Genomic DNA, 22,794 nt, shown 5'->3' with positions numbered 1-22,794 from the left:
CGTTACGTCAAATCTAATAGTTTTTTTAAAAATATTAATAGTTATCATAATTGTCAGTTTAGGAATCTGCACTAAATGCAGGAATCCCTCCCCCTGAGCTCGTAAATAGTAATTGAGAAGTCACAACCTACTACACCCAGAAAGGAAGGGATCCTAAGTTATGATTTCTCGAAATTTACCTAATTTCCTGCTTAAACCTCTTATGAATTTTGTTCTTTTGGTCTATCTCTTTTTCTCCAAGCTCTTTCACGTTGACTTTGAACCCAAAGAAAAACTTGATGACAGCTATACTAAGTTTAACAGCTTTGATGACCCACTTCCTGTTATTGAACAGCTTAATTATCAGGAAATTTTGGCTGAAGCTAAAGAAAATGGTCAGCCCATAAAGCCTGTTAACCGCCGTAAACCTCTGACTGTAGAAGTCGAAAAATGCTCCGAATGTGGCGCTCCTAAAAAATATCTCTACAGCTTCGGTCATGACCCAGATGGTTACCAGAAGCTTCAGTGCAAAGTTTGTGATCATCAGTGGGCTCCTGAAAAACCTGAACTAAGATCCAGTAACAGGCCTACCTATCGCTGCCCTTTTTGCGGCTATGCTTTATCTAAAGAGAAAGAGCGTAAGCATTTTACCAAGTATAAATGCCGCAATGATGACTGCTCTAAATGGAAAAATGAACACAAAAGATATCGCTATAGAGCCTATGATTTTGATGTCGAAAACCTTGAAGTTTCAAGACCTGATAAAGAACCTGTTAACCTGGATCATTCCCAGTATGGGAACTTCATAATCTCCAAAGCTATGGATTTTTATGTGGGTCTTGGTCTTTCTCTAAGACAGACTAAAAGAGCCCTGAAACTTGCATATAATGTTTCACCTTCAGCTCAGACTATCCAAAACTGGACTGTCTCTTTAGCTCACAGACTTGGTCCTAACATTAAGGACCTTGATCTACCTTTATCTGGCATTGTTGCTGTTGATGAAACATATATCAAAATCAAAGGCAGCTGGCATTATCTTTTTACTGCCATTGATGGTAAAAACGGCTGTATCATTGCTCAGCATCTCTCAAAACATCGAGATGCCAAAGGTGCAATCACCATTCTCAAAAGAATTATTGACCAATACCAGGGTCGGGATTTTGTCCTGGTTTCTGATATGGCACCAATCTATAGAACTGCTGTGCATGCTGCAAAGGCCTTTTTAAAGACCGATGTAGATCACAGACAAGTTAAAGGACTTTTTACTGATGACGATAATTCAGATGAGGTTTACAGACCCTATAAAAACATCATTGAGCGTTTCTTTGGCACCTATAAAGCTCATTACAAACGTCATAAAAGCTTTAGTTCCTTTGATGGTGCTCTTGCTCATTTAACTTTATATCAGCTATATTTTAACTATATAAAACCTCATAGCTCTTTTGATAACAAGGCTCCTCTTGTTGTTGAAGATTCAAGAGGCCAGCCCATTAACTCCTGGGCTCAACTTATCAGGTGGATCAACAAAACTGATAAGTAACTAAATATCTTTACTGAATAACTTTTCAAAAAATCTTGCTCAACTCTTTTAGAGTTTTATATTTATTTAATTACATTTTTTTACATCATTTACATCTTCAAGCTTTTGACATTCTTAAGATTTTTATTATAATTAAAATTAGTGATACTCTATTACTATTTACTTACATTTTATGGTAACTATCATATTTTATTTGACGTTATCCTTTTTTAACAATAAAGATATATGTGGTAAAAATATAGTTTATAATCATAAGTATACTACCTATCGGCAAGGCAGAATAAATAAATGCAAAAGGGATATTTAGTATATTTGTAGTTCTGCTAATCATTAATTGTTGTTTTACAAGACCAATTCCTTTTAACATGAAATATCCTAAAACAGATATAACAACTATTGAAATTAATATCTCAGCTATTTTTCTGATCCTTAAAGGTAGCTGATTTATTAAATAGTTTATTGCAATATGACTGCCAGTTCTAAAAGCGGCACCTGCTCCTATATATGTAAGCCAAACAAATAACATCATTTGTAATTCTTGTAACCATATAAAGGGAGAATTCAAGAAGTATCTTGCCAGAACTCCCAAAAATGTTATAATTACTAAAATAGTTAATGATATTCCTGCTATAAAATAATCAATATTTATAAGAAGATTACTTATTTTGTTTTTTTTCATGCCCATATATACTCCCCCTTTATTCATTCTGGCAGATATATTGATATATCTGCCAGAATGAATCATTTATAAACTTAAGTTTATTTCATTGCTTCTTTTACTCTTTCATAAAGTCCATCTGACCATTTTTCAGTAAAAGTAGGTAGTTTATAAAATGACTGAGCTTTTTTCTTAAATTCAGCTAGATTAAGATCTAAAACCTTAACACCCTCATCCTGCATATTTTGAAGTGTTTTATCATAAACCTCAGCTTGAACTTTATTATTATATATCCCAGCCTCATTACCAGTTTGAATTAAGATTTTTTGTTGTTCTTCAGTTAATGAATTAAAAAATACAGTTCCAGTGATCCATGTAGTAAAGTTTTTAACATGACCATCAAGAATTAAATATTTTGCTACCTCATAAAATTTACCATTATAAAGTACTGGCAATGGATTTTCTAAACCATTAATTACACCTTGCTGTAATGATGTATAAACCTCTCCAAGAGCCATTGGAGTTGGAGTAGCACCAAGTACTTCAAATCCTTTTACCTGAATTAAATTTCCAGGAACTCTTATTTTTAATCCTTTAAGTCCATCAACTGACTTGATAGGTCTATCGATAAGTGTATGTCTGTCCCCATATTTCCAATTTGAAGTTAGTATTTTAATTCCCTTTTTTTCAAGTTTAGCAGACTGTTCTGCATACCAGTCACTCTCAGTTAAGTTCCAAACATCTTGCCATGTATCAAACAAGTAAGGAGCAAATACAATTCCAAAATCCGCTACACCAAGATCTGCATAAAATGCTCCATCAGCAAGTGTTATAACATTAGCACCAGCAAACATTTGATCAATCAATTCACTTTTACTTCCTAATTGACTTGATGGATATAAATTCATCTTAATTTTACCATCTGTTCTTTCTGCTAAAAGTTCAGCCCACTTATGCATAGCTAAATCAACAGGTTCACCAGGATTATTTGCATATCCTGCTTGAATAACAATTGTCTCATCCTTTGCCTGGACAACTCCACCAATTAAAAGACCTAATACTATTAATATTAAAATTACCTTTTTCATTTTTTTCCCCCTAAAATTAATTTTATTATTAAATATTAACTATCATGTAAACCCAGCTTTAAAAATAGCTATTTATTTAAAATTATATTTTTCATTAATCTGCAAATTTTTAATTATCATTATTCCCTAATAAATTTAATAAACTGGCTTTCATTCCTGCTTTTTTTATCATTTTTAAATTGCTAACTACTGACTCAGTTAAACCAGGTAATTTATTTAAATCTCGGTCCCAAAAATCCTGATTAGCCAGTACGTCTCTTCCCAGTTCAGCCAGAGTTATTTCTGCTGCTTTAAATTTACTCCATAGTTGGGCAAAATACTCTAAGGCTGGTTTATCATCTCTAATTAAATACTTATCTTCTCCTCGATATGCAACTAATTTACCATTCTCAAGCTCTGTTCCCTGATAAAAGGTTATTAAAGCTGCTAAGGAAAAACTTAATCTGGCTGGCACTTTCGATAATTTCTCAATATGTTGAACTAGAGAAGGCAATACTCTCGTCTTGAATTTTGAAGTTGAGTTAAGCGAAATATCAAGCCATTTATGATCTATATATGGATTTTTGAAACGTTCAAAAATCTTATGAGCAAAATCATCTAGTTCAGCTGGATCTGCTGCAAGAGTTGGTATTATATCTTCAAAAACTGCTTGTTTAATAAATTCCCCAACTAAATCATCATTAACTGCATCTCTTACCAGTTCAATACCTGCTAGATAGGAAACTGGTACTGTTGAAGTATGTGCTCCATTTAAAATTCTAACTTTAGTTGTTCTATAAGGTGTTAAATCATCTACCCATTTGACATTTAAACCGGCTTTATGAAAAGGTAATTTTTCTTTTAAACTTTCATCACCTTCAATAACCCAGAGATGGAAGATCTCTCCTGTATCCAGATTTTGATCATGATAAGCTAACTCTTTTTCCAATTTATCTATTTCATTAAAAGGATATCCTGTTACTATCCTGTCAACCAGAGTATTTAAAAAATGATTTGCCTCTTTAATCCAGCTGCTAAATTCCGCTTCTAAATTCCAATCTTCAGCTAGCTGTAGAATAATTCTTTTGAGATTATCTCCGTTACGCTCAATTAATTCAACAGGAATAATAACCATTCCTTTTTCAGGATCTCCATTAAAACTCTGGTAACGTCTGTATAAATAAGCTGTTAATTTCCCTGGATATGACTGGGGCGGTGTATCTGCTAATTGGTCAGCTTCATTATAGCTAATCCCGGCTTCAGTTGTATTAGAAACTACAAACTCAACTGCAGGATCTTCAGCTAATTTTAAAAACTGCTCCCATTCTGTATAGGAGTTTAAGCCACGAGAAATTGCTGTCATAATTTCTCTTTTATTTACTTCTTTGCCATTTTCTATTCCCCGCAAGTAAAGTGTATAGAGACCATCTTGCTGATTTAAATTAGCTACTCTACCTTCGGCAATTGGCTGTACAACAACTGCCCTACCTTTAAATATACCTTTTTTATTCATGGTATGAAACATCCAATCAACAAAAGCTCTTAAAAAGTTACCTTCTCCAATTTGAACTACTTTTTCGGGATAATCAAGAATTTCAGCTGAAAAATCTGCCAGCTCTGTTCCTATTAATTCTGATTCTAAATACTCTCTATTAAGCATTGGTAAATTGTCTTCAGACATTTTTTGCCTCCTCTTTTTAATTGAATTTGATTAATACTTTGGCCATACTGCCGTCATTGTTGTTTAATTCTTTAAAAGCCTGTAATACATCTTCTTTAGCATAAATATGAGTTATTATCTTTTCAATATCCAAATTATTAGTTTTAACTTTATCAATTAAAGGCTTAAAATCATATAGGCTATTACGTGAGCCATAAACATCTAATTCTTTTTTTAATAGTATAGAATGATTAAATTTAGTTTCAGTTTTTCCATTGCCAATTAAAATGATCTTCCCACCAAACGCGGCATTTTCTATGCATTGCAAAAAAGTATTTGCATGTCCAACTGCTTCAACACAAGCATCCATTCCATTGCCATTAGTTAACTTTTCTACCTCTTTAGCCAATGTTTTTTGACTAACATTAACTATCTGATCTGCTCCCATACTTTTAGCTAAATCTAATCTTTCTTTTAACATGTCAACAATTGTAACTTTAGCTCCAGCTAGTTTTGCTGATAACATGGCAAAAATACCAATTGGCCCAGCTCCAATAACAAGAACATTATCTTTATTTTTAATATTCCCTCTATTAATAGCATGATAACCTATCGAAAAGGGCTCAATTAAAGCTAAGGTCTGGGCAGACAAGCCCCTTCCATTCACTATTCTTTCTATCGGCATAGTAATATATTCAGCAAAAGATCCATCTCTCTGCACTCCCATAGTTTCATTACTTTCACAACAATTAACTTTTCCTTTACTACAGGGATAGCAATGACCACAATTAAAATAAGGATTTGCTGTGACAATCATTCCTGCTTTAAGTCCTAGATCATTATCTTCAATATCAACTATCTCAGCTGAAAATTCATGACCAGGTATCCTTGGATAACTAGCAAATGGTTGATTCCCCGTATAAGTTGCAATATCTGATCCACAAATACCACAATATTTTATTTTTAGAAGAGCTTCCCCATCTTTAACAGCTGGCTCTGGCACATCTAAAAGCTCAATTTCACCAGGTTCCTTAATAAAAACAACATCCATTAGTTAAACACCTCGCATTTATATTTATATATCTATACCTAATTGTAAAGATACTTGCCAAGACTGACCTATATGTTTTTCAAGTTCTGAAACAGCATTTTCTATTTCCCCTTCTAACATAAAATTAATTATTCTTAAATGTTCTTCTATACTATGCTCTAATCTATTTGGCTTTTTAGCTGTAATAATTCTAATCCGATGATTTTGAATAAAAATTTGCTGCATCATATTTATTAAATATTTATTATCAGAAGCTTTAATTAGAAAATAATGAAATCTTGCATCTAGACTTGTATAGTAATTATTATCTTTTCTATCAGTGTAAAATTCTTCAAATAAATTTTTATATTTTATTAATTCTTCTTTAACTAAGTTTTTATAAGAAAGCCTTAAAATATATGGTTCCATAAATTTTCTTATAGTAAATATTTCTTTAATATCCTTCATTGTAATATCACAAACCAGGATTCCTCTTTTAGGTAAAATATTAATTAAATTTTCTTGTTCTAGTTTGTTGAGAGCTTCTCTAATAGGAGTTCTACTAGCACCAATTTCTTCAGTTAATTCTTTTTCATCTAAAAAGCTTCCCGGCGGAACCTCACAGTTTATTATCTTATCTTTGATAATATAATAAGCTTTTTCTTTTAAATTATCATAAACAGGTTCTTTATCATATATAAAATTCATTTTTCAAAGCCTTTCTTCTTATATATTTTAAAAATCAAATTAATTTAAACATAGTTACTATATACAATCTAAATTAAAAAGATATTATATATATCTTGTATACATAATAAGCTAAAAATATATAGTCATTAAACTTAAAGAACTATATCTTTCATCAGCTCTTCTGATTTTCAGAACCTCTCTTTCAAAAATTTAGACTATTAGAAACTAGCAGATTATTTTAAATTAAGATATAAACTATTTATCTTATTTGATTAAATTCTATCTTTTCACCATTAGGACCAAAAGCAGTAAAAAAGGCCATCTTTTTCCCCAAAAAGGAACGTTGTTGAATTGTAGTTTCTATAATTTCGTAGTTTTCATTTTTCATTTTTTTAAACAAACTATTGATTTGTGTAACATTAACTGCAAAATGATCAATTGGACCAGTCTGGTTGGCAATAAAATTCACTAAATAGCTTTCTATAATAAGATTATTTAATTTAAAAAAAGCGACTTCTAACTTTCCTGATTGATCACTCTCTGTATAAATAAGCTCAAAGCCAAGCTTTTGATAAAATTCAATTGTCTGGTGCATCTTATCAGTTGGAATTCCCAAATGTTGAATCCTGGTTAAATGGTCTGCAATCATTATTTATCACACCCTTTAGAGTTGCTTAAAAATTTTAATCACTAACTTTGAAACCAAATCTTCTTATTTTTTATTTAACTTCATTAAATAATTACCCAAACGATTAAATAAAAAAATAAGGCCGGGAAAAGTATCTTTTCCCGGCCCATGGCCCCAGAATAAATAAATTTAATTATATTAATTAAATAAATCTGGATAAATATCACTATTAGAAAAATTCAGTTATCTCTGGATAATAAGTCCTCCCAGAAATTTACACCATTCTAATGATATGATATAATTATTTAGTAAATTGATAAATTAAAACTTATGAACAGTTACAGCTGTTCAATTATCACCAGCTTAATATATACCTCCTTTCTTTATCTAAAAAAGACAAAGTGGGATAAGTATGTCTTTTTTAGTGTATATTTTACCTGCTAAAAACAGGCAATTTTATAATAATAGATAAATAGGGGTAGAAATCAATCTATTATTGGAAAACACCTTAAAGTTAAAGAATTTCTTTTTTTAAATAATTACTATAAACATAATGTTTATCTATCTTTAAATAAATAATATCATAAACATTATGTTTATGCAAGCAGATATTTTATTTTTTTATATACATAATGTTTACATAGTTTTACATAAATTTCTATGCTGGATATAATATAAACAGGCTTTAAATACTTTTACTAAGGAGATAATAACATGTCATTTGGGGAAAGATTAAGACTGCTCAGAAAAGAAAAAGGGGTAACTCAAAAAAAACTGGGCAAAGTTATGGGAATTACAGATCAGGCTATTTCTCATTATGAAAAAGGAAAAAGATTTCCTGATACTAAAATGATCCGGAAACTGGCCGACTATTTTAATGTGTCGACTGATTATTTGCTGGGTAATTCTTATGAAAAAATTACTGTTGAAGGTTTAAAAGAAGAATTAGCTGCCGATCCAGAATTTAAAAACTTTATGGATAAAATTTCTGAACGTGATGACCTACAGGAATTATTTAAAGAAACTAAAGATTTAACCCCAGATGAAGTTAAACAGTTAATTAGAGTAATTAAAGCACTTCACACTAGATAATTAGTTAATAACCTGAATTTAACCCTGGTTTAAGCCATGGTTTTATTATTTTAATGTAAATTTCCTGTTCGATGTACTACATCATAAGCAAACAGAGCATAACCAACCTCAGCTGGATTATAATCAGATTCAGCTGCCAGTTTTCTGACAATAGCAATTATTCTGAGATAATCATCCGCTTTAAAGCTCTCTTTTTCCTGTTCAAAATAACCTAATCTAAACAAAGCTGCCCAAACCCTGGTGTCGATAACACAATGTTTATTTTTATCTAGAGCTGTTAAAATAGCAGAAGCAGTTGGAATTCCAATTCCACTTAAACTGCTGTAAAGAGCAAGCTGACAAAATTCGTCTTTAAGCTGATAAGCTGCCTCAGTTACTCGTTCAACCCGCTGAGCTGGATTCTTTTTAACATGGTAAGAGCTTCTAGTTGAATTTAGATGGGCCAACTCATATAATTCTTCTTTTGTTAAATAACCTTTTTCGTGATATTGACTGCCAATTTCTAGCAAAGCAGCTGGATATAAACCTGTTGTAGATTGATATTTAGCCAAATACTTTTGATAGTTGATAGTTTTAATGATAAATCACCTATTCCCATATTTAAAAAATTAATTTATTTGAAAAAACTTTAATTATATAATATAAATTAAAGTTTTAAAAATCAAGCTGACGAGCATTAATTCTTAACCATTCCCGCTTTTTTTCAACCTCAGGAATCAAACTAGCAACAGTCTGCCAGAATGCTTTTGAATGATTGGCATGAACTAAATGACTAAGTTCATGTACAACTAAATAATCAATAATTGGTGGAGGGGCCATTATAATTTTCCAATTAAAATTAAGATTACCTTTACTGCTGCAGCTGCCCCACCGTTTACGCTGTTTCTTAACTACAATTCGGTTTGGTTCTACTCCAAGTAGATCCTTGTAATTTAATATTCTCTGTTCAATTTTTATTTTAGCCTGTTTTCTATACCAATCCACTAAAATTTTTCGTATAATTGGCTGTCTTGCCTGATAATCCCCTTGTTGAACTGCCGGATAATTAACAATAATTTTATCTGAAAATAGTTCAACTTTTGCTGCAGCTGAACTATTTTTAATAATGAGTTCATATTTCTGACCCAAATAACTAAATTGTTCACCATTAATAAATTTTTTAGCTGCTGGAGCAGGTTTAATCTGAGCAACTTTTTTCAATTTTCTTAAGATCCAATCAGTTTTTTTATGTAAAAGTCTTTCGATATTTTTAAGTGATGTAGTCTGGGGGGCTCTAACTAATAGCTCCTGATCTACTTTAATTATTATGCCAATAGTTTTACGCTGACTGCGCACTATTTTATAATTAAGTAATTTATCTTTCAACTTTATTTCTGCCATTACTCTCCTCCATGTAAATTAAAATTTAGCGAGATCCATTTTTGAGAAAACACTTTTACCAATAATCTTTTCTGACCTAGCCTGAACTTCTTTAACTGCCTGCTGAAACTTATACCAATGACTTTTCTGGTATGTTAACTTATCTTTCCATTGATAATTAAGAGAAAGATCAAAACTAAAAATCTCTTTTATTTTATCAGTAATAATTTCTATACCCAAGCCTAACAGAGGAAATTTCTTTAGTAATTTAAACAGCTTAAATTGAAAAGTATCTTCAAGTATTTGCTTAAGCCATTTATTAGAATCATACTCTGCTAATTCCTGACCACCATATTTTTCTTTTAAAGCAAGAGCACGATAATTATTAATTCTCTGCTGACGACTGCCCTTTTTTAATAAATTAGATAAAGTATTTTTAAAAAAATTATACTCAGTAGTTGTTTCTCCAATCGCAGAAGTTAAATCAGCTATTAATTCTTTTGTTTCACTTTCAACTTCCAAATTACTTACTTCAGGTTGATTATATCGCTTTAATTTAACAAAAATACTAGCTGCCGCCTGCAAAAAAAGAGCTTTGTTATTTCTAGTGGCAAGTAAATTACATAATCTTTTATCCTGCCAGATGAGATTAGGAATATCAGGTTTATGAGTTGCTGAAGCATGTCCTATTTTAGCAGGTGATCTTTTTAAAATTCCTTTTAAAGAATTAAATGTATCATAATAACCAACAAAATTTTGATGGGCATAGGTATCGGCAAAAGAATGAATTGCCAATCCAATTTGATAAATATTATGACTATTTAAAGCTTCAGCCAAAATTCTATTGGCATTTTGATTAGCAGGTATAGTATTTAAATAATGTAACTTACCATCTTTCCTCCGGGCTGATTTCTGTAGAGGATTACCAGGAATAAAATGAAAAATAGGATAAATTCTAAATAACTTTTTGCGAGGTTGAATAATATCTTTAGTCTGACTAATATAATTTTGATAGTGAGCTGGAGTTTCTGGAGATATATCAAAGATATAATCATTATCATCAATGTATTGGCTTGCATAAGCCAGAGTTTCTGCTGCAGATTTTTTAAAGCCTGCTTTTACAGCAATCAAATAAGTAATATAATAATGAAATTCAAGATCCATACTATTTCAACTCCTTATTTTAATTAGCTCACTTTTATTTTATTGTAAATATTTGTAAAGTTCAAGCTTTTTTTGTAAAAAATGATCTGATTTTTATTGTTTTAATTAAAACAGCCAAGCTCTATAATTAGCTAAGTACCTCTTTTATTACCCGCATGCTATTTTTAAAAGCAAACTTTTCAATTAAATCTATATTCCAACCTGATCTGGCTAAAGCTTTAAATAAAAGAGGCATCTGCTTACTACTAGCTATTTCTAAATTACCATGAATACCATCAAAATCAGTTCCTAGTGCCAAAACATTCTCTCCCCCAATATTTTTCAAATAATTTAAATGAGCAATCATCCTCTCAATACTGCTCTTAGAATTAGTGCTATCTTTATTCAAAAAATAAGGAGCAAAATTAAGCCCTATTACACCACCTTTTTCAGCTATTTTTATTATCATTTGATCAGTCAAATTACGAGGATGGTTAGCAAGAGAGCGGGCATTAGAATGAGAAGCTATAAAAGGCTTACTGCTGTATTGAGCAACATCATAAAATCCTCCATCCGAAAGATGTGAAACATCAATTAACATCCCAAGCTGATTCATATACTGAACTGCCTCAATTCCAAAGTCTTTTAGGCCCCGGGCCATCTGGGCAGGATTTGTTGAATTGGGATAACCAAAACAATTTTCATAATTCCAGGTCAAAGTAATTAATCTAATTCCTTTTTTATAATATCTTTTTAATTTATCTAAATTACCAGCAACACTTCTACCATCTTCAATGGTTAAAAGAGCTGATATTTTACCCTGCTGCTGATTAACAATAATATCCTGATAATTCTTAGCTAGAGCAACTATCTGATTATGTTGAGTAACTTCCTGTTCTAAAATATTGACTGCCCTATCTATATATAGATCATCATTTATTTCTTCAAGTTTTAATTCAGTTAAAGTCTCTTCATCTGGCATAAAAATAGCAAAAAACTGAGCCAGAGCTTCTCCTTGTTGTAAACTTTTAAAGTCAACACTTAAATTGTTATTTTCAAATAGATTTTCTTGTTCGGATTTATTAAAGATCTTTAATAAACTATCACAATGTAAATCAATATAACGCATTTATATCAACTCCAATTAAATTTATTTGAATCTCTACTAATTTAGCTTATTTTATTTATTATAGGATTATTAGATAATAAATGCAATTGTTAAAAATAATAAAAAATCCTCAACTAATTAATAATTAGTTGAGGATTAATAATATATAATAATTGAAAAGTTAACAATATCCTATCTTGCCTGACCATAATTCTTAAATTTTTTCTGCATTAAGTCCATTTCTTGTTCACTTAAAATAGCAGGTTCACCAATTGTTTTTGCTCTATAATATGTTTCTGCTACATATTCCAATTCTTCAGCTATATTAAAGGCATTTTCTATGCAGTCTGCTCCAGTTAATAAACCATGATTAGCCAGTAAAACTCCATAACGATCCTGCATCGCTGTAAAAGCATTAATGGCCAATTCTTTTGTACCATAAGTAGCATAATCAGCACAGCGAACATTTTTACCAGCAAGTGCTATCATATAATGAGATGCTGGTAGTTCTTTTCTCAAAATAGAAAGACTGGTAGAATATACTGAATGGCAGTGCACTACTGAAAAAATATCATTTCTTTTTTCATAAAATATCTTATGCATCTCGTATTCACTTGATGGTGCTTTATCACCTTCAACTACATTCCCATTTAAATCCATAACTACTATATCTGTTAGTTTAATTTCTGGATAAGGAATTCCACTTGGGCTAATTGCCATTAAATTTTCTGATGGATTATAAATACTTAAATTCCCACCAGTTCCTTTAGTTAAATGACTTGTTAATAGTTTTTGACCAAATTCTTTTATTTTTTTTCTTTCTAATTCTAATTTCATCTTTTTCCTCCCTTAATAAATTTTTAATTCTATAATTTTATCTATTTAAAATTATTTTTACCTTTATTAGTTAAAAAAACTTTTTCAATAATTAAGCCTAAAAACACTAGTGACATTATTATTAATTGATTAGCAGTCAAAAAGTCTAATAAACGTCTTCCATATGGACCCAAAGAAATTAAAACAATTTGATAAATCATTAATTAACACCTTTTTTAGCTGTTTTAATGCCCAGATCTCCTTTAAAAGCCTTATAAAAGAATAATATATAACAGCCAGCTGTAAAAAGAGCAAATATTACCGAAAATATTGCAAAACCACTGCCTAGTTCAGAAAATATATTTCCGATAAAAGGCAACATTAACAACCAGGGTGCAAGATGGCCCCCAACATCTAAGCTAGAAATCTGAGCAGCAGTTTCTGGAATAGCAAAATTGGCTCCTTGAGCAAGAGTAGTTGTCATTGGAGCAAGGAAAGTTCCAATAATTAAAAAACCTGTTATAAAAACGCTGCCAATAACTACTCCTCTAAATATATTTCCTCTTGACCAACCAGTTGCCCACAAAATCAAAACAGGCATTATTGATAAATCAGCAAAAGGAAGCATTCTATTTACTCCCAGCATACTTAAAATTACTGCTAATCCAAGTGAAACTGGAATTAAGATTAAACCTGTAGCAACATTAGCTGGATGTCCAATAACCGTAGCTGCATCTAAACCAATGTAGAGTTCTCTATCTGGAAAACGCTGATTCAAAAACTCTTTTACTCCTTTTGAAAGTGGTAAAAGACCGTTCATTAAAAGTTTAACCATCTTAGGAAAGATCAGCATAACAGCGCCTAAAGTAATTGCTATGTTAATTATATTAGCTAAACTAGTTGACATATCAGAACTAATATTTGGTCCATAAGCAAAAATACCAATTAACAAACCAATAATTGTGCCGATCATTAATGATTCACCCATAATCCCAAACTTTTCCTGAATTTTATCTTGATCAAAATCCCATTCTCTAATTACAGGTATTTTATCTATTATCTCATTAATAACCCATCCAACAGGTGCCCAGGATACTGTTTCTGTATGGGGAAATGAGACTCCTGGCATTCCAAAAAAATCCTGAACTACTGGTGCAGTTAAATCTGCTAATTTTAAGACAATTAATTCTGTCAATAAGCCAATTATAACTGCTAATAAAAAATTATCAGTAGCTGCATAGACAAAAGCAGAAGCAAAAATAAAGTGCCAGTAATTCCAGAGATCAATATCCAGAGTTTTAGTCCAATTTAATAATACTAAAACTACATTTAATAATATTCCCAGGGTAAATATCCAGGGAACAAGTGCAGTAGTTCCAAAAGCAATTGCAGATGAAGCTGGCCAACCAACATCCATAACATTAAGTTCTAGACCCAAATTATTAACCATTGCTTCGGTTGCTGGACTTAAAGTCTGAACCATTAATCCTAACACAAGATTAATCCCAATAAAGCCCATACCAACAGTTAGAGAAGATCTGATTGCTTTGCTTACTTTTATTCTAAAGATCATTGCCATAATAAATAAAATGAGAGGCATCATCACACTGGGACCTAAATCTAAAATGAAATTAACGACATTCATAATTTGTGCCATTGTTATTTCCCTCCTGATCTAAAATGATTAAACAATTTGTTTAAACTACTCTATTAAACTTGAATTAAAAATAGTTAGTAAAAACAGCTCTTAATTATTCAAGCTCGGCAACTATTTTATCAAATAACTCTTCTTCACCAATTCCAGTCAAAAAACTAACTCCACTAAAAGCAGGTATACTATATTCGCTATTTACTGGACCATTTAGAATTATAATATCTATACTTAAATCTTCAATATAATTTTTAGCTTCTGAAATTTTACATTGCTCAAATTCAACTTCAATTCCCCTCTCTGCTAAACCTTCTTCTAATTTGTCCATGATGATAGTTGAAGTCGCAATCCCGGATCCACAGGCCACCAGAACTTTTTTCTTATTCATTATTATTACCTCCTAAATTTTTATTTAAAAATTATTTTTTAAAATTTCACTCAATTTTTTTTGGTTATCTGCTCTTAGAATAGTATTAACTATTTCTTTATTTTGCATTAATTTAATTAATTTCTGCAATACTTTGACTTGTTTAGACGGATCCGTTATTGCAAGTAGAAATACTAATTTGACTGCAATATTTTTTTCATAATTCTCCATACTGATAAAATTAACTGTATTTTTTAATCTAGCAACGGCAACAGCAGCTTTATTAACATATTGAGGGTCAGTATGTGGAATAGCAAAACCTATACTTTCTGTTTCTAAAGCTGTTGGAAATTCTTTTTCTCTTTTCAATACTGCTGATTGATATGTCTCTTTTACAAGACCAGCTGTTTCTAAAATATTGCTTAATTTTTTAATAATTTCTTCTTTATTGTTTAAATTTAGATCAATTTCAATTAAATTTTCATCTATATATAGATCATTCATTAATTAATACCTCCCTGCCAAATAAATAGCTTAAAAAATAGGTTAACTAGCAAATAATAGATAGATATTGCCAATAATAAAAAGCAGGCGGAGCCACTGTTATTCACCTTCTGATATTTTAGCATTTACCTCTGATTAAATTTTAATATACTTTCGATTATTAATCGTTTTTCAGAAGTATTCTTAAGTTTATTTAATATAATTTCATTCTCCAAAATGGGGTGAAAATGTTTAAAAAATTTCCTGCCTTCTTCTTTTTTAAGAGCCAGTAGAAAAATAATTTTTACAAATCCATCCCCCCATTCAACTGGCCTGGCCAGTGTTGCTACAGCAATAGCTGACTTTAAAATATGTCTTTCTTCTGTTCCATGTGGAATTGCAACTCCCATTGCCATCCTGGTAGAAGTGAATTCTTCTCTTTCTAAAACTGATTCAACAAAAAACTCATCTACTCGATCTTTAATAAGTAGTTTATTACTTAAAAACTTAATTATTTCTACTTTAGAATTTATATTCAAATTAATAAATATTAAGTCATTATCAAATAACTCATCAATTTTATCATATTTAACATTTAAAATATTCTGTTTTTTAACAGTCAATAAATTATTAACTTTAGTCTTAATTAAATTAATATCATTATCTGTTATTAAAGGACTAACCTGGACAATATTATCATTAAATTCTTGCAAAGGAACCGTAGTTATAATAATATCAATTCCTTGTAAATTTTCTTGCTTTAATTCATGAACCGCTAATAAATCAACTATTTCTAAATTAAGCAGACGGCTAGCTAACTTAGTCGCTGCCAGTTGGGAAGTTCCAATTCCACTTCCACAAACCACAATAGCTTTAATTTTATTATTTATTCGTTCTAAAGCAGCTCCTAAATGAATAGCCAAATAACCTATTTCTTCTTCTTCAATTTTTACTCCTAAATGTTCTTCAAAAATAACACTTGTGGCCCAGGCTGCTCCATAAATAGCCGGATAATTACTTTTTATCTGGCTTAATAAAGGATTTCTTAAACTCATCCCATATTTCAATCTATTAATAGTAGATCTTAAATGTAAAACTAGTCCTAATAATAACTGTTTATCTTTACTTAAATCTATACTTAATACTTCTTCGGCGGTTATTATAATATCTCTAGCAATCATTATAACTTGATCATCTGAATTTTTTAAAACATCATCTACTCTAACAGAGTTGATGTCTTGTTTTAATTTAGATCCCAGAATATGCAAAGAAATATATCCAATTTCAGCTGTTGGTATTATAATACCAAGTTCAGTCTGCAATTTTTGAGCAATTAATTCTGCAACTTTAAACTCTGTTTTGTTTTTCAAACTTTCCAGCTGCTCCTGATTCATTTTGATATCTTTACCTTTTTTTAGCCTTTCAAAACTAATTGCTATATGAATAACTAAACCAATAAAAGCTTCATCTGTAAACACAAAATCTAATGATTTTTCTAACTCAGATAAAATACTCTCAATTTTTTCAAGCCTAATATCACCTAAAAGACTATTTATCTGATGATAAGTCTGATTATCAAAACGACTATCAGGAGAAAAGTCATCTGATTCTGCTAAAATATCATTCAATTTCTGATTGTTTTTCAATCTTGCTAATAAATCTGCAACTGCTTTTCTCCAATCAGACTCCTGACCTTTGATATTTAATATATAATTTCTTTCTCTTTCTAAAGTTAAGTTATATTTTACTAACCACTTTTCTACTTCTTTTAAGTCTTTATAAACAGTAGCACGGCTAACATATAATTCTTCTGCTAATGATTGAGCAGTATATTTACTCTCAAACTGTAACAATAATCTTAAAATATATTGTTCTCGCTGATAAGGAGATAACTGCTCAGTATAATTATTAACTCGACCAAGTGATTGTAAGAACTGCCTTCTTCTTAAGTCATCAATCTCTAACCAGACACCAACTCCTGTCTTTTTAATTAAGTTTAAATTTCTATTTAACCCCCATTCTGCTAATTTATTTAGATCACTGCGAATAGTTCGATTAGATACGTTTAACTTATTTGCCAGATCACTTATTGTAATTGGTTTTAGACTTTTAAGTAAACTAAACAAAATATCTTTTAATCTTTTGGTTGGTAAATTTACCATATTTAATCACCACATATTTATTTGGGATCATTTATAAAAATCAACTTAAGTTAACTTGTTTTTATAATAGCACAAAAAATTTAAAAATAGTAGAGCTGAGAGCTGACGTCTATTTCCAGATTAATGTGGTAATAAATATAATATAATTAATATTAACTAAACGTAATTTTTAATTGAATATATATAAATAACTTCTTTAAAATGATATAATTTTATTAAACTAAACAATAATTTAATAAAAAAATCTAAATATAATTAAAAAGCATTCTTTCTTTTAAATTTAAATAAAGTGGTGATACAATGCAGATAGATATTAAAAATTCAGCTGGAAATCTGACTTCAAATCAGCTTAAATATTTGCTGAATCTAAAGCAGACAGCAGAATTAAAAGAATTATTTAAAACTGCTTATCAATTAAGAATTAACAATTTGGATAGAGAAATTTATCTACGTGGAATTATAGAATTTAGTAATATTTGCAGTAAAGATTGTTATTATTGCGGTATTAGAAAATCTAATCAAAAGATTAATAGATTTAAAATGAGCAAAACAGAAATTTTGGAAAGTGCTGGCTGGATTTATAAAAATAACTATGCTTCTATTGTACTTCAATCTGGAGAAAGAAATGATCCCGAGTTTATAAATTTTGTTAACGATTTAATTAAAGAAATTAAAAATTTAAGTAACAATAAATTAGGAATAACTCTTTCTTTAGGTGAACAGGATAAAAAAACCTATCAAAAGTGGTTTGAATTAGGAGCACATCGTTACCTGCTGAGAATAGAGAGTTCTAATCAAAAATTATATGAAAATATTCATCCAGTAAGTCATAGTTTTAAAAAAAGGCTTAACTGTTTAAATATACTAAGAGAAATAGGCTATCAGGTTGGGACAGGAGTTATGATTGGACTGCCAGGTCAGACAATAGAAGACCTGGCCAATGATCTATTATTTTTTAAAGAAATTGACGTAGATATGGTAGGAATGGGACCTTATGTTATTCATAAGCAAACACCACTGGCTAAAAAAATAGTTGATGAAAAAATATTAAAAGTACGAAACTTTGATCTAGCTCTAAAAATGATCGCTGCTCTCAGAATTTTAATCCCTGATATAAATATTGCAGCCACTACAGCCTTAGATGCTCTGAGTCCAGATGGCAAAAAAAGAGGCTTAAAAGCAGGTGCTAATATTATTATGCCGGTAATTACCCACCCAAATTATAGAAAAGATTATCAACTTTATGAAAACAAAGAATTAATAGGTGTTTCAGCAGCAGACGAGTTCAAAAAATTTGATTTAAGTAAAGAATTAAATGCAAAAATTGGCTATAATAAATGGGGAGATTCTCCCCACTATTTTAAACGCAATTCAAATTAAATAAATTTGTTTTAGCTAAACAGATTAATTTGTTTTATATAAAATAGAATATTTCAGTCTAATTGCTGCAAAAATTAACTATATACAAAAAAATAATTCTCAACCTAATCAAAGGCTGAGAATTATTTGCTAAATCTATTTGATTTTACTTATCCCTGTGATTTATTTAAACTCTATCTATTGATGATAGTTTTTACTTTCTTTTATATATAGTCCAGTAACTTCGTCCCCAATTTCATTTCTAATCTTTTCGTAAACCGGAATAGATCTTTCATTAATTTCTTTATATAATTCATCTGAAACTTCTATTACCTCGGTACCTTTTTCTTCAATTAATTTTAACTTAGATTCAATTCTTTGATCAGAAGTTTGTCTGGCATATAGCTGAGCTATCTTAGCTGCTTTATCGATAATCTTCTGTTCATCTGCAGGTAGGCCTTGATAAAATTCATCACTCACAATTAATGATATTAAGTGTGGTAAATGATTAGTTTTAACTAAATATTTTTGCTGCTCATATAATTTACTTGAAGCAATAACTTCGTAAGGATTTTCCTGAGCATCAATAGTTCCCTGTTGAAGTCCAATATAAACTTCACTAAAAGACATTGGCGTTGGATTAGCTCCAAGAGATTTCCAGAAAGCTAAATGATAAGTATTACCCATTGTCCTAATCTTTAGGCCATTAAAATCAGCTAACTTGTCAATTCTTTTATTAGTTGTCATTACCCTAAATCCCTGATCTGCAAAAGCAAGCAATTTATAGCCAGCTTTCTGATAAACTTCTTGAATATAATTATTAAACTCTTGATTATCAACTGTAGCCCTAACTTCATCAATTGAAGAAAAAGCACTGGGAATATCAAATACTGCAATTTCTGGCATAAAAGTAACCTGAGGGGCAGTATTTTGAGCCACAAAAGGTATATCTCCATTTTTACAGCTTTCTAGAAGTTCTCTATCCGTACCAATAACACTATTACCATAAACTTCAATTTTCATTTTTCCGTCACTGAGCTCATTAACTTCCTGAGCAAACTTACGCGCAAATATGTTTGTTACTGTATCTTCTGGACTGGCAGTTCCAAGCGGCCAGGCATAATATTGTGTGTCAGCATTAGAGAGGTCCTTGTAAGAAATAGTGACCAAAATCACAATTATAACTAATAAAAAAACCATTATTATTCTTTTTTTCTGCATAAAGTCACCTACTTATTTTAATTTAACAATATCAAACTAATATTTGGGATAAATGTTATTAACAGCAGTGCAATTATAAAAAGATAAATTATGGGCATAACTTGTCTAGAAATTTTAAATACGGGTATATCAGTCAATGAACTCGCCACAAATAAGTTAATTCCGATAGGAGGAGTTACAAAACCAATTGCTAAGTTTATAACTACAATAACTCCAAACTGAATTGGGGAAATCCCTATTTCTTTAATAATTGGAAGTAAAATTGGAGACAATATCAAAATAGCTGGAGTTGTATCCATTATCATACCTACAATTAACAATAAAATATTTATTATAATTAAAATAAACACTTCATTTACTATATTTCCTAATATCCAGCTACTAATCATCTGAGGAACTTGCATTAAAGTAAGCATTCTAGAAAAAGCCATTGAAGCTGCTAAAATAAATAACACTGGTGAAAAAGTTTTTACTGCACTAACAAAAATCCCCCATAAATCTTTAATTTTAAGTGTTTTATAGATAAACAAACTAATAAAAAGTGAATAAAAAACAGATAATACTGCTGCTTCTGTCGGGGAAGCAAAGCCACTATAAATACAGCCTAAAATTATTACCGGGGATAAAATAGCCCAAAAGCTTTCTTTAAAAAGACTCATAACTCCTTTAGCACGTAATTCATTAAGTTTTTTTGCTATCTTTTCTTTATCTTCTCCATGTTTTTTAGAATGATAAACACAATATACTACTAATAGAAAAGCAATTAAAACTCCCGGCATGATCCCGGCTAAAAAAAGCTCACTTACCGATTCTCCCGAAGACATTCCGTACATAATAAAAGGTATACTTGGCGGTATAATAACGCCCAAACTTCCTGCTGTAGCCAAAATACCTGTTACAAATAATTTATCATAACCCAATTCAGTTAAAACTGGAATAGTCATACTACCTACTGCAGCAACTGTAGCAGGAGCAGAACCAGAAATAGCCCCATAAAATAAACAGGTAATTACAACTGCTGAAGGCATACCTCCAGTAAATTTACCAATAAAATATGTAAAAATATCAAATATTTTTTTTGAAATTCCACCTCTAGCCATGATAACTCCTGCCAACACAAACATAGGCACAGCAAGTAGAGGAAAACTATTTACTCCTCCCAACATAGAACTAACTATATATTGACCACTGGCTGTAAAAGATGGATCAAAAGCTCCAGGTAATATTGAAATAATTCCTAACGAGATAGAGACTGGTATGGCAAGTAATATACATATAATAAAAATTAAGAAAACTAATGTAATTGGCATAGCTTAAACCCCCATCATTGTTTTAAATTCAATAATCCATCTCTGGATAATCCGAATAATAACTAAAATAAAACTAACTAAGGGGGCGGCCTGAACATAATACATTGGAATTCTAAAAGCTGGACTTAGCTGACCACTCTTAACAGCAGAAATAACATACAAAACTGAAAAGTATAATATATATACGAAAAAAATAAGTTCAATTGTATGATTAACTAATTTAGCAAAAGCTTTTTTTCTGACTGGTAATTCAGCTACTAAATGTTCTATTTTAATTGAAATACATTTTTTAGTACAATAACTTACACTAATAAATGCTGACCAAATAAATAAATATCTACTAATTTCCTCCGACCAGGAAAGAGAATAATTCAAAAAATATCTGGCAAAAACCTGCACTCCCATAATAAATATCATTAAAATAAGAAACATAACCATTAAAAATTCTTCTAGATTATTATCAAGCCATTTTATTACTTTCATTATACCCCCCCAATAATAAATGATTTTTCACTAATACATTTTAGCTTAAATTCGTTAAAAATAGCTTTTATTAAAAGAATTGCTAAATATTTAAAATAAAATCCATATTTAAATAAATTAGTCAAAATTATTCTCCTACTATAAAAACAATATTTAGCTAAAACTAGTTAGAACTTTTATGAATAGTTTCTAAAACATTACTTAACTCATTAACCCCTATTTGCCCCGGGGCAGATGCTTTTTTAGCAGCTCCAAAAGTTAAACAAGAGCCAAAAACTTCACCAGCTAAACGACTTATCACGCCTTTGCCCGACATTGACATAGTTATAATTGGTCGATCAGCATATTTTTCTTGCATTATTAGAGTAGCTTCTAATAATTCTAATACATCAAATTTTGATTTTGGCATTACTGCTATCTTGGGAATATCCGCTCCTAAATCTTGCATTTTACGTAAGCGGTAAACAATATCATCTTTAGCAGGGGTTTTATCAAAATCATGATTTGAAGCTACTACTTTAATTCCAGCCTGATGAGCAGTTGCTATAATATCTTTAACAACTTCATCCCCTTTAAATACTTCGACATCTATCAAATCTACAAAACCTGACTTAGCTGCTTCTTTATTTAAGGTAATATAGTCTTCTATTGTGATTTTTTTTTCTCCACCTTCCTCTGCGGTTCTGAAAGTAAATAACAGAGGTAAGTCCTTTAAAATAAGTTGTAAATCTTTTAATAAATCTTTTACCTTTTTGATATCATTAACTTCATCATACCAGTCTATCCTTAATTCAACAAGATCTGCTTTAATATCAGCAAAACTTTTGGCTTCTTCAATTGCTTCTTCCTTAGTCTTTGCTACAATTGGCACACAAATTTTAGGTACTCCTTCTCCTAAAATTGTATTTTTAATTTTAAAAGTTTTCATTATCTTTTCATCCTTTCTTTCTCTACTTATCAGTAAATCTTCCTATAAAATAGGACTTAT

The 22,794-nt window shown here is 30.3% G+C and carries 23 protein-coding genes; 3 read left to right on the top strand and 20 right to left on the bottom strand.

The window, feature by feature from the left end:
* Positions 1-160: 160 nt before the first annotated feature.
* A complete protein-coding gene (locus tag BMZ74_RS08605) occupies positions 161-1,519 on the top strand; it encodes a DDE-type integrase/transposase/recombinase (protein WP_089860166.1) in 1,359 nt (452 codons plus the stop codon).
* A 199-nt stretch (positions 1,520-1,718) separates the two neighbouring features.
* Here the strand turns inward: BMZ74_RS08605 and BMZ74_RS08600 are convergent, their stop codons facing one another.
* The 6 genes from BMZ74_RS08600 to BMZ74_RS08575 all read right to left on the bottom strand — a co-directional run bounded on the left by BMZ74_RS08600 (position 1,719) and on the right by BMZ74_RS08575 (position 7,273).
* Positions 1,719-2,204, bottom strand: a complete 486-nt coding sequence (locus BMZ74_RS08600; protein WP_177181404.1) for a TRAP transporter small permease — start codon at positions 2,202-2,204, stop codon at positions 1,719-1,721.
* A 74-nt stretch (positions 2,205-2,278) separates the two neighbouring features.
* Complete coding sequence (locus BMZ74_RS08595; protein WP_089861835.1) at positions 2,279-3,265, bottom strand: C4-dicarboxylate TRAP transporter substrate-binding protein; 987 nt, start codon at positions 3,263-3,265, stop codon at positions 2,279-2,281.
* Positions 3,266-3,374: 109 nt separating this feature from the next.
* On the bottom strand, positions 3,375-4,925 hold the full coding sequence (locus BMZ74_RS08590) for a tagaturonate reductase (RefSeq protein WP_089861834.1): 1,551 nt from the start codon (positions 4,923-4,925) through the stop codon (positions 3,375-3,377).
* Positions 4,926-4,941: 16 nt separating this feature from the next.
* Complete coding sequence (locus BMZ74_RS08585) at positions 4,942-5,955, bottom strand: zinc-binding alcohol dehydrogenase family protein (protein WP_089861833.1); 1,014 nt, start codon at positions 5,953-5,955, stop codon at positions 4,942-4,944.
* Between the two features lie 24 nt (positions 5,956-5,979).
* Positions 5,980-6,642 (bottom strand): GntR family transcriptional regulator, encoded by a 663-nt coding sequence (locus BMZ74_RS08580; protein ID WP_089861832.1) that lies wholly within the window; start codon positions 6,640-6,642, stop codon positions 5,980-5,982.
* 241 nt (positions 6,643-6,883) lie between these two features.
* Positions 6,884-7,273: a VOC family protein gene (locus BMZ74_RS08575; protein WP_089861831.1), complete on the bottom strand. Its 390-nt coding sequence runs from the start codon at positions 7,271-7,273 to the stop codon at positions 6,884-6,886.
* Between the two features lie 693 nt (positions 7,274-7,966).
* Here BMZ74_RS08575 and BMZ74_RS08570 point away from each other — a divergent pair.
* On the top strand, positions 7,967-8,344 hold the full coding sequence (locus BMZ74_RS08570) for a helix-turn-helix domain-containing protein (protein ID WP_089861830.1): 378 nt from the start codon (positions 7,967-7,969) through the stop codon (positions 8,342-8,344).
* 50 nt (positions 8,345-8,394) lie between these two features.
* On the opposite strand, the gene BMZ74_RS08565 is transcribed toward BMZ74_RS08570, so the two are convergent.
* From BMZ74_RS08565 to BMZ74_RS08525, 10 genes are all read right to left on the bottom strand, one after another.
* Positions 8,395-8,895 carry a hypothetical protein gene (locus tag BMZ74_RS08565; RefSeq protein ID WP_245750857.1) on the bottom strand — a complete coding sequence of 167 codons (501 nt, stop codon included), beginning with the start codon at positions 8,893-8,895 and terminating at the stop codon, positions 8,395-8,397.
* 103 nt (positions 8,896-8,998) lie between these two features.
* Positions 8,999-9,724, bottom strand: coding sequence for a M48 family metallopeptidase (locus BMZ74_RS08560; RefSeq protein ID WP_089861828.1), 726 nt, complete (start codon positions 9,722-9,724; stop codon positions 8,999-9,001).
* 18 nt (positions 9,725-9,742) lie between these two features.
* The gene (locus BMZ74_RS08555; RefSeq protein WP_089861827.1) at positions 9,743-10,867 is read right to left on the bottom strand and encodes a DUF6765 family protein; all 1,125 of its coding nucleotides are present in this window, start codon (positions 10,865-10,867) and stop codon (positions 9,743-9,745) included.
* A 127-nt stretch (positions 10,868-10,994) separates the two neighbouring features.
* Complete coding sequence (locus BMZ74_RS08550) at positions 10,995-11,975, bottom strand: dipeptidase (RefSeq protein ID WP_089861826.1); 981 nt, start codon at positions 11,973-11,975, stop codon at positions 10,995-10,997.
* 171 nt (positions 11,976-12,146) lie between these two features.
* Positions 12,147-12,791: an L-fuculose-phosphate aldolase gene (locus tag BMZ74_RS08545; protein WP_089861825.1), complete on the bottom strand. Its 645-nt coding sequence runs from the start codon at positions 12,789-12,791 to the stop codon at positions 12,147-12,149.
* Positions 12,792-12,832: 41 nt separating this feature from the next.
* Positions 12,833-12,991, bottom strand: coding sequence for a hypothetical protein (locus BMZ74_RS14505; protein WP_177181403.1), 159 nt, complete (start codon positions 12,989-12,991; stop codon positions 12,833-12,835).
* A complete protein-coding gene (locus tag BMZ74_RS08540) occupies positions 12,991-14,427 on the bottom strand; it encodes a PTS galactitol transporter subunit IIC (protein ID WP_089861824.1) in 1,437 nt (478 codons plus the stop codon). The genes BMZ74_RS14505 and BMZ74_RS08540 overlap by 1 nt, the downstream gene beginning before the upstream one ends.
* A 94-nt stretch (positions 14,428-14,521) precedes the next feature.
* Complete coding sequence (locus tag BMZ74_RS08535; RefSeq protein WP_089861823.1) at positions 14,522-14,809, bottom strand: PTS sugar transporter subunit IIB; 288 nt, start codon at positions 14,807-14,809, stop codon at positions 14,522-14,524.
* Positions 14,810-14,833: 24 nt separating this feature from the next.
* The gene (locus tag BMZ74_RS08530) at positions 14,834-15,292 is read right to left on the bottom strand and encodes a PTS sugar transporter subunit IIA (RefSeq protein ID WP_089861822.1); all 459 of its coding nucleotides are present in this window, start codon (positions 15,290-15,292) and stop codon (positions 14,834-14,836) included.
* 125 nt (positions 15,293-15,417) lie between these two features.
* Positions 15,418-17,433: a BglG family transcription antiterminator gene (locus BMZ74_RS08525; protein WP_089861821.1), complete on the bottom strand. Its 2,016-nt coding sequence runs from the start codon at positions 17,431-17,433 to the stop codon at positions 15,418-15,420.
* A 300-nt stretch (positions 17,434-17,733) separates the two neighbouring features.
* Between BMZ74_RS08525 and hydE the strand changes: the two genes are divergently transcribed.
* Entirely contained in the window at positions 17,734-18,813 is a 1,080-nt protein-coding gene (gene hydE / locus BMZ74_RS08520; RefSeq protein ID WP_089861820.1) for a [FeFe] hydrogenase H-cluster radical SAM maturase HydE, read from the top strand.
* A gap of 177 nt (positions 18,814-18,990) precedes the next feature.
* On the opposite strand, the gene BMZ74_RS08515 is transcribed toward hydE, so the two are convergent.
* From BMZ74_RS08515 to aroD, 4 genes are all read right to left on the bottom strand, one after another.
* Complete coding sequence (locus BMZ74_RS08515; RefSeq protein WP_089861819.1) at positions 18,991-20,013, bottom strand: TRAP transporter substrate-binding protein; 1,023 nt, start codon at positions 20,011-20,013, stop codon at positions 18,991-18,993.
* A gap of 17 nt (positions 20,014-20,030) precedes the next feature.
* Entirely contained in the window at positions 20,031-21,323 is a 1,293-nt protein-coding gene (locus BMZ74_RS08510; protein ID WP_089861818.1) for a TRAP transporter large permease, read from the bottom strand.
* Between the two features lie 3 nt (positions 21,324-21,326).
* Positions 21,327-21,806 (bottom strand): TRAP transporter small permease, encoded by a 480-nt coding sequence (locus BMZ74_RS08505; RefSeq protein WP_089861817.1) that lies wholly within the window; start codon positions 21,804-21,806, stop codon positions 21,327-21,329.
* A 163-nt stretch (positions 21,807-21,969) separates the two neighbouring features.
* The gene (gene aroD, locus BMZ74_RS08500) at positions 21,970-22,734 is read right to left on the bottom strand and encodes a type I 3-dehydroquinate dehydratase (protein WP_089861816.1); all 765 of its coding nucleotides are present in this window, start codon (positions 22,732-22,734) and stop codon (positions 21,970-21,972) included.
* Between the last annotated feature and the right edge of the window lie 60 nt (positions 22,735-22,794).

This window comes from Halanaerobium salsuginis (assembly GCF_900114545.1).
Classification (GTDB): Bacteria; Bacillota; Halanaerobiia; order Halanaerobiales; family Halanaerobiaceae; genus Halanaerobium; species Halanaerobium salsuginis.
Note: the sequence above shows the minus strand (reverse complement) of the source record. Positions and strands in the feature narration are given on the sequence as shown.